We start from the raw sequence: 7,877 nt of genomic DNA on the forward strand, positions 1-7,877 counted from the left end.
ATATATAATGAGGAGGAAATAATTATATGCTTATTTGGGTTGTTTATGATATATCAGATAACAAAATTAGAAATAAAGCAGTAAAGGCTTGTAAAAATAAAGGACTTTATAGAGTTCAAAAGAGTGTATTTTTAGGAACATTAAATAAAAATGATAAAGATGAGCTTAAAATGATTATGGAAGATATTATAGATAAATCAACAGATTCAGTATATATTTTCCCATCTGATAAAGACTTTTTAAAAGATACTGATCTTATAGGACAAGGATTTGATAAGGAGTTGATTGCGGATGTCATTATATCAAAATTTATTTAATGAAAACGAAATATATGTTACTCCTTCTGAAATTATTGAATTTATGTATTGTCAAAGATTTGCTTATTTTATGAATTGTTTAGGAATAAAACAAAATGAAGATAAAAGATATAAAGTTATAAAAGGAAGAAACATACATATTGATAAAAGTAATCAAAATGTTAATTATGTAAGAAAAAAGATAAATGGAGTTGCAAAATATATTAATGTTTATATGATTTCTAAAAATCTTGGACTTAAGGGGATAGTAGATGAAATTTATGAACTTAAAGATGGAAGTTTAGCTCCATTGGATTATAAATATGCAGTATATGAAGAAAAAGATTTTTTAACTTCTAAAATTCAGATGGGACTTTACTCGCTTTTAATTGAAGATATATATAAATATAAAGTAAATAAAATGTTTTTAATATACTGCAGAAGTGGAAATTTATTAAAAGAATTAGAATTTAAAGATAAGGATAGAGAAGCTGCTAAAAAAGCTATTGATGATTATAAAAAAGTAATACAGGGATATTATCCCAAAGCAACAAAATATAAAGCACGGTGCATAGACTGTTGTTATAGGAATATTTGTATAAAATAAAAGGAAATTTAAAGAAAATGTAGAATATAAAATAAATATATAAAATTTTAAAAAATTTTATTTAAATACAATTAAGTAAAAACATATTAATTATTATATAAATGAGGAGTTTATATGCAAGGAGGGATGATATGGAAGCTGTAAGAAAAATAGGTGAAATTCAGTTAAAAGATATGCAGCAAAAAGGTGAAGGCCTTTTAGAAGGATTTACTGAAGATATTTCAGGGGGTGGTAATTATAATAATGCATTAGAAATAATAATAGAAAAAAATAATAGTTCATTTAAATATTTAGGAATTAATTTAAAACAGTATGAGGCTTCAGATAAATCTAAATATTTATATAGAAGTGGTTCATCTAGGGGTACGGATGTTACTCCTTCAGCAAAAGTAACAGACATAGAAAAAACTTTTTCTAATAAGATTATTAAAGCTTTTCCAGAGGCTATTAAATTTGGGGAAAATAAATATAAAGAAGAGATAGAAATACTAAAAGAAATTTATTCCGTTATGACGAAAGAAGAAAACAAAATACTGGAAGATCTAAAAGAAAAAATCAAAACTATACCTAAAAAAGAGGGTTCTTTTATAACTGTTTGCTTGCAAATTAATGATAAAAAATTATATGTAGGAGATTTTGAGGTTTTTAAAAATAAAATTGTTTCTGATGCATTAAAAAAGTTTCATTATAGTGAAGCATACAAAAAAGATGTATATAAGGATAAAGCAACTTGTAGTCTTTGTTTAAAAGTAAGTAACGAAATATATGGGTTAGCAGGTAGTAATATATTTCCATTCTACACTATTGATAAGCCTGGTTATATTGCTGGCGGCTTTAATTATGAGAAGGCTTGGAGAAACTATCCAGTGTGTAAGAATTGTGCAATTGAATTAGAACAGGGTAAAAGATATTTAGATAATAATTTAACTTTTTCTTTTTATGGAAGAAGGTATTATCTAATCCCAAAGCCAATTTTTGATGAAAATCTAGATAAAGTATTAAAGAAATATCTTACTTTAAAAAGTGAAAATATTAGTGATGTAAGAGAAAAGTATTCTTATACTGAAGAAAGAGTTATGAAACTTTTAAGTAAAGAAGAAAATTCTATAAGTTTTGATCTAATGTTTTTTGAAAAGAATAACGCTGCACTTAATATACTTTTAAACATTGAGGATGTAGCTCCATCTAGATTTAGAACAATTTTTAATTCAATAGATAAAATTAGAGATATGGAGTTTTTTAAAGAACAACCTGTTAGTTTTGAGATTTTAAATAAAGTGTTTCCAAAAACTACACACAATAAATATTTTTTAGAAATTATAGATAAAATTATATCTAATAGAAAGTTGGAATATAAATTTTTAATGCCTTTTTTTAATGAATATATAATAAATAGTTTTAGTAGATATGAATCAGATCAGATTATAAAGGGAGAGGATACTTATAAATATGCTGTGTTTAGAGTTTTTAGTTTTTTGTATTTTCTTGAGTTTTTAGATTTATTTAAACATAGAGAGGAGGATATTAATATGTCAATAGAACACAAAATTTGGGATATTAATGATTTTAATTCAAAAAGAGAATTGTTTGAAGCATTTTTTAATGAAGCTAATCCTTTTTTTGATATTCCAGATAAAAAAGTTGTATTTTTAGTAGGATATATAACCAAAAAACTTCTTAATATTCAATATATTAATGAAAAAAGAAAACCATTTATATCAAGACTTAAAGGACTTAAGTTAAGTAGGAAAGATATTAAAAGGCTTATACCGGAACTTCAATCAAAGCTTATAGAATATAAAAGTGAATATTATAATGAAGAATTTAATATTATTAGTGAATATTTGATACAATCTAATGGTTTAGATTCATTATCTGATTTAGACATACCTATGTATTTTTCACTTGGAATGAATATGGACAAGAATTTTAGGACATCAGTAATTGATGAAATAAGTTTAGATGAAAAATAAATTTTTAATTAAAAAATAAGCTTAATGAGGAGAGATAAATTATGAATAGAGCAGAATTAATATTTTTGTATGATATTAAAGACAATAATCCAAATGGAGATCCTTTAGATTCTAATAAACCAAGAATTGATGAGGAAACTGGAATTAATTTTGTAACTGATGTAAGGCTTAAGAGAACTATAAGAGATTTTATTTATGAATACAGAGGAAAAGAAATATTTGTTATAGAAAAGAGAACTGAAAAAGGTGATGTTCAAGATGCAAAAGCAAGAGCAAAGGATTTTGGAGAAAATAAAAATAAGGTTATAGAAAATGTATTAGAAAATTGTGTAGATGTTAGACTTTTTGGAGCTACTATACCTTTGGAATTTGGTAAAGAAAAAGGATCAGCTACATTTACAGGACCGGTTCAATTTAATATGGGACGTTCTTTGCATAGAGTGGCTTTAAAAAGAATTAAAGGAACAGGTGCTTTTGCATCAGGGGAAGGAAAGGATAATAAAACATTTAGAGAAGAATATATACTTCCTTACAGCCTGATAGGATTTTATGGAATAATTAATGAACATGCAGCAAAAGAAACAAATTTAAAAGAAGAAGATATTAAACTTTTATTAGATGGAATTTGGAATGGAACTAAAAATTTAATATCTAGGAGTAAAGTTGGTCAAACTCCAAGACTTCTTTTAAAAGTAAATTATAAAGAAGGAAGTTTTCATATAGGAGATTTGCTTAAAAATATCAAACTTGAAACTAAGCTAAATGATGAAGAAGAAATAAGAGGAGTAGAAGATTTTACTCTAAATATAGATAAATTAGTAGCTTCATTAATTAAATTTAAAGATAAAATTCAAAGTATTGAGTATTTAGTGGACGATAGTATTATGTTTTCGATAGGAGGTAAAATAGTAAAACTTGAAGATGCTTTAAAAGAATTTAGTCCAATAGAACTAAAAATAGAAGGATGATGAACATGAAATGCTTAGTTTTTGATGTATGGGGAGATTTTGCTCATTTTAGAAAATTTTATACTACTTCCTCACCTTTAACATTTTCTTTTCCACCTAGAACTGCTGTAGCAGGAATGATTAGTGCAATTATAGGTATTAGAAAGGAAGAATATTTAAAATATTTTACGAAAGATCAAGCCTATATAGCAATTAGAATATTAAAACCTGTAAAGAAAACTCGTATTTCTTATAATCTTATAGATACAAAAACTGCTAAAATGATGAGTAAAATTTCCAATAGAACTCAAGTTACTTTTGAATTGTTAAAGGATTGTAAGTTTAGAATTTACTTTTATCATGAAGATAATCAAATTTATGAAAAACTTAAAACTTCTTTGAAAAATCATGAAAGCTTTTATACTCCTTGTCTAGGATTAAGTGAATTTATAGCAAATTTTAATTATATTGGTGAATTTGAGTTAAGTGAAAAAAATAACTATAATTATGTATTATTACAGTCAATAATTCCTTTTAACAATGAACATATAGAAGTTGAGTTTGAAGACAATAAAGAATATTTTAAAGATACAGTTCCAAATGAAATGAATGATGATAGAGAAGTAACTGAGTATTTAAAAATACTTTATGAAAGAAATGGTAAAGCTATAAAATGCAAATTAAGCAAGTTTTACGAATTATCGGAGGAAGAGAGAATTGTATTTTTATAAATTAGAGTCTCATCCAGGTATTCCATTAATACAACATTTAAAAGCTGTAGGGGATAGATGTGTGGAATTAATTGAAAAAAAAGATATTAATTTTTCATATGGAAAAGATAAAATTTTATTTGTAGCTAAGATCATGGGTTATACTCATGATCTTGGAAAAGCTACATATTTTTTTCAAAAATATTTAAAAGATATGATTGAAATTGGAGAAAGTGAAGTAGATAAAGAACTAAGAAGTCATGGGTTTTTTTCTGCGTTACATACTTATCTTCAATTGAGAGATTTAGATAAAAAATTAGCTCTTATTTGTTTTGTAATAGTGAGAAGACATCATGGTGATTTAAATAATTCAGATATGGAATATATGTTTACTGAGAGAGAAGTTAAAAATCAAATGAAAGTTATTAAAAGACAATTAGAATCTATTAATTATGAAGAATTTGAAAAAATATTTAATGAATTATCTTTAAAAAAGTTTAAAATGAATGAAATTTTAGAGGCATTACAAGAAATCAGCGAAGAAACAGAAGATTTTCAAGAATATATAGATGACAACGATAGTTTAGAAGAATATGTTTTATTTAAATTTTTATATTCGATATTAATTTTTTCAGATAAAGAAGATGCTATTTTTCATTATAGACAAAATATAAATTATGATCTACCACAAGATTTGGTAGATGAATATAAAATAATAAAATTTGAAAGAAAAATATCCGCTTTAGGAGAAGTAAGAAATAATATTTATGAAGATGTTATAAAGACAATTGAAAATTTTTCAGAAAGAATAATGTCTATAACAGTTCCAACAGGTACGGGTAAAACTTTAACGGCTTTAGGTGGAGCATTACATCTTAAAAAACAATTAGATAAGGATATGAGAATTATTTACTGTCTTCCATTTACTTCAGTAATTGATCAAAACTTTGAGGTTTATAGTAATGTTATAGAAACTGTTATGGGAGAGGGAAAAGTTACTAATGATAGAATTTTAAAGCATCATCATTTAAGCGATTTTAAATATTCAAGTGAAATAAAAAACTTTGATAGCAATGAAAGTAAATTTCTGGTAGAAAATTGGAATTCTCAAATAGTAGTAACAACTTTCATGCAGTTTTTTGATACTTTATTTTCAAATCAAAACAGCCAGCTTGTTAAATATCAGAGTATTGCTAATTCAATTGTTCTTTTAGATGAAGTTCAATCAATACCTTATAAATATTGGCTTGTTATAAATAAGTTGTTTAAAATTATGTCCGAAAAACTAAATATATATTTTATTTTAATAACTGCAACCCAACCGCTTATTTTTGATAAAAATGAGATTAAAGAACTTGTGCCTGATAATAAAAAATATTTTGAAGTATTTAAGAGGACAAAACTTCATATAAATATAGATAAAATTTCTCTTGAAGACTTTTTAATTAAGATTGAACATCTTATAGATGAAAATGCAGAAAAAAGTATATTAATAATTTTAAATACAATAAAAGTAGCTCAAGAGGTTTATGAATTTATAAAAGAGCTTGAGCTTAAAGAAAGTTTTATATTCTTTTTAAGTACAGGAATTATTCCAAAGGAAAGAAAAGAAAGAATAAATAATATAAAAAAAATTAAAGGAAGAAAAATTATTGTAAGTACACAGCTTATTGAAGCTGGAGTGGATATAGATGTGGATATAGTAGTTAGAGATTTAGCTACTTTAGATTCAATTAATCAAAGTGCAGGAAGATGCAATAGAGAGTATAGAGGAGATTATATTGGAGATATTTATTTATGTAATTTAGTTAATGATAAAGGAAGAGAGTATAATAGTTTTATTTATGATAATTTCTTAATAGATAAGACTAAAACAGTACTGAAAGATAAAGATTTAATTTATGAAGAGGATTATTTGAACTTAAATAATTTATATTTTGAAGCTTTACACAATGATATGAGTAAGGATGAATCTATGAAACTGATTGAATTTATCAATAAGTTAAAATTTAAAGATATAAGTAATAATTTTAAATTAATTGAACAACAAAATAAGGTATCTATATTTATTGAATGTGATGGAGAGGCTTCAAAAGTTTGGAAACAATATGAAGAAATTAGAAAAGAAGAGAATGCATTGAAGGCAAAAGAAAAATTTCAAGAGATAAAAAAACAATTTTATGATTATGTAATAACAGTATTTAAAAATAAAGTGCATGAAAATTTCGATAAAGATGATATAGTTTATATCCCTTATGAATCACTTAATAATACATATGATTTCGAAACAGGATATGTACTTAAGGATAAAGATGTTATACTTTAGAAAAGAAAGGGAAGTATTTATGGAACTTAAAATTTTGAAATTATCTTTTGGCAGTTTAGAAATAGCAAGGAGAGATATACCAAAGATTAGAGGCTTTATTTCAAGTAATTATCCACAATATGATGAATTACACAATCATAAAGGAGATAAGTTTATTTATAGATATCCTCTTATCCAGTATAAAACCATAGATGGTAATCCAGTAATTATAGGCATAGAAGAAGGTGCAGATATTCTTAGCTCAATAGAAAATAATATTGATTTTTTAAATATATTTAATAAAAGAATAGATATTTATGAAAAAGGCATATTTTATAAAAAATTTAAATTTGGTGTATCAGATAAATTGCTACAATATAAATTTATATCTCCATGGCTTAGTCTTAATGAAAGAAATTTTATTAAATATATCTCTTGCTTACAGGAAGAAAAAATTGATATTTTAAAGAAAATATTAATAGGTAATATATTGTCTATGTCTAAAAGGTTTAATTATACTGTTGAAAATAAACTTGAAGCATATATAAATTTAAAACCTTGTAAAATAAATTTTAAAAATCAAGAAATGATTGGTTTTAAAGGAGAATTTTTAATAAATTTTCAAATACCCGATTATATGGCAATAGGCAAATCAGTATCAAGAGGATTTGGGACTGTAAAATTAGTTAAAAATTTTGATTTTAAATAGATTTATTTTTCCAAAATAATTTTATATTTACTTATCACATTAATAAAACTTATCTTCTAAATTAATAATATAAGCTTGAAATACTGAAACAAATACTGGACTTTTATTATAAAATTATGTATAATCAAATGTGGGAAGAAGAAAAATACATAAATTATGTATTTTTTATTCCCAGAATATTTTACCAAATCCTCTATGCTATGTGGCACAAGCAGTTAAGGACATTTAAAAGCATGTAATTGCTAAAAAATATGTTAAAATAACAGGATTTTAATCCAAAAAATGAGCATTTTAACCTTATCTAAAAATACTGTTGAATAATTGATATAT

7 protein-coding genes are annotated in these 7,877 nt (G+C 24.3%); all 7 read left to right on the forward strand.

The genetic code is table 11. The features are described from left to right. Positions 1-26: 26 nt before the first annotated feature. Complete coding sequence (cas2, locus tag B5D11_RS11015) at positions 27-317, forward strand: CRISPR-associated endonuclease Cas2 (RefSeq protein ID WP_078683088.1); 291 nt, start codon at positions 27-29, stop codon at positions 315-317. After that, positions 292-903, forward strand: coding sequence for a CRISPR-associated protein Cas4 (gene cas4 / locus B5D11_RS11020; RefSeq protein WP_078683089.1), 612 nt, complete (start codon positions 292-294; stop codon positions 901-903). The genes cas2 and cas4 overlap by 26 nt, the downstream gene beginning before the upstream one ends. 131 nt (positions 904-1,034) lie before the next feature. After that, entirely contained in the window at positions 1,035-2,876 is a 1,842-nt protein-coding gene (locus B5D11_RS11025) for a TIGR02556 family CRISPR-associated protein (protein ID WP_180377010.1), read from the forward strand. A 41-nt stretch (positions 2,877-2,917) separates the two neighbouring features. Beyond that, entirely contained in the window at positions 2,918-3,844 is a 927-nt protein-coding gene (gene cas7b, locus B5D11_RS11030) for a type I-B CRISPR-associated protein Cas7/Csh2 (protein WP_078683091.1), read from the forward strand. A 5-nt stretch (positions 3,845-3,849) separates the two neighbouring features. Next, positions 3,850-4,554, forward strand: coding sequence for a type I-B CRISPR-associated protein Cas5b (gene cas5b, locus B5D11_RS11035; protein WP_078683092.1), 705 nt, complete (start codon positions 3,850-3,852; stop codon positions 4,552-4,554). Continuing rightward, positions 4,541-6,859, forward strand: coding sequence for a CRISPR-associated helicase/endonuclease Cas3 (locus B5D11_RS11040; protein ID WP_078683093.1), 2,319 nt, complete (start codon positions 4,541-4,543; stop codon positions 6,857-6,859). Before cas5b ends, B5D11_RS11040 begins: the two co-directional genes overlap by 14 nt. 19 nt (positions 6,860-6,878) lie before the next feature. Next, positions 6,879-7,547 carry a CRISPR-associated endonuclease Cas6 gene (locus B5D11_RS11045; protein ID WP_180377011.1) on the forward strand — a complete coding sequence of 223 codons (669 nt, stop codon included), beginning with the start codon at positions 6,879-6,881 and terminating at the stop codon, positions 7,545-7,547. Positions 7,548-7,877 lie beyond the last annotated feature (330 nt).

The organism is Clostridium sp. USBA 49 (assembly GCF_900167505.1).
GTDB classification, from domain to species: domain Bacteria; phylum Bacillota; class Clostridia; order Clostridiales; family Clostridiaceae; genus Clostridium_AT; species Clostridium_AT prolinivorans.

Excerpts from the sequence above, each read along its gene's own strand:
- cas2 (WP_078683088.1), top strand. The coding sequence starts at position 27 with ATGCTTATTTGGGTTGTTTATGATATATCAGATAACAAAATTAGAAAT.
- cas4 (WP_078683089.1), top strand. The coding sequence starts at position 292 with ATGTCATTATATCAAAATTTATTTAATGAAAACGAAATATATGTTACT.
- B5D11_RS11025 (WP_180377010.1), top strand. The coding sequence starts at position 1,035 with ATGGAAGCTGTAAGAAAAATAGGTGAAATTCAGTTAAAAGATATGCAG.
- cas7b (WP_078683091.1), top strand. The coding sequence starts at position 2,918 with ATGAATAGAGCAGAATTAATATTTTTGTATGATATTAAAGACAATAAT.
- cas5b (WP_078683092.1), top strand. The coding sequence starts at position 3,850 with ATGAAATGCTTAGTTTTTGATGTATGGGGAGATTTTGCTCATTTTAGA.
- B5D11_RS11045 (WP_180377011.1), top strand. The coding sequence starts at position 6,879 with ATGGAACTTAAAATTTTGAAATTATCTTTTGGCAGTTTAGAAATAGCA.